General features: G+C 62.3%; 1 protein-coding gene. It reads right to left on the bottom strand.

The features are described from left to right. Window positions 1–77 precede the first annotated feature (77 nt). Window positions 78–263 (bottom strand): DUF3606 domain-containing protein, encoded by a 186-nt coding sequence (locus tag EOA75_RS33705; RefSeq protein WP_127213874.1) that lies wholly within the window; start codon window positions 261–263, stop codon window positions 78–80. Window positions 264–491 lie beyond the last annotated feature (228 nt).

The following is a 491-nucleotide window of genomic DNA, read 5'->3' as shown; positions in this document are numbered from 1 at the left end:
GGCCCGATGAAAATGATCGACCTCGCGCTCTCCCGGCCCGATTTCGGCAATCGGCGGGCACAGACCTGGCATCCTCGTCACGGCCGTAGCTTTCTGGCCTGGCGCCCCAGGGCTTTGCGGTTGTTGCCGTGCTGTCGGATCAGTTCCCTGACTGCTCCCGGCGAAATCCGGTGTCGCTTTGCGAAGTATTCAACCTCGTAGTCTTGATCCGCTGAGACTCGGTTGCCGTCACTGCCGCCGTATTTGGTCTTGTCGTCTTCCATTGGGGCATTCCTCCTGCCCGAAACACACCGGATCACAAACAAGATGTTCCGGCTGCGGAACACTTTGCGTTCGACCAAGTTGGGTTGCGGCGGCGCGCATCCTCCCAACCCCTATGCAAAGCCGCCGGGCGGAATCTCCGCTCTCCGCAGGCCCGCTCCTGCTCCCATCCGGGGGCGGGCCGTTCTGGCCGCTCCCTTAGAGCGCTAACGCTTTCGGCTGTTCCGCAT

Origin of the sequence: Mesorhizobium sp. M1A.F.Ca.IN.022.07.1.1 (assembly GCF_003997575.1) — a bacterium.
Taxonomy (GTDB): Bacteria; Pseudomonadota; Alphaproteobacteria; order Rhizobiales; family Rhizobiaceae; genus Mesorhizobium.
The sequence above is the reverse complement of the archived record's forward strand: the minus strand, read 5'-3'. Positions and strand labels throughout refer to the sequence as shown.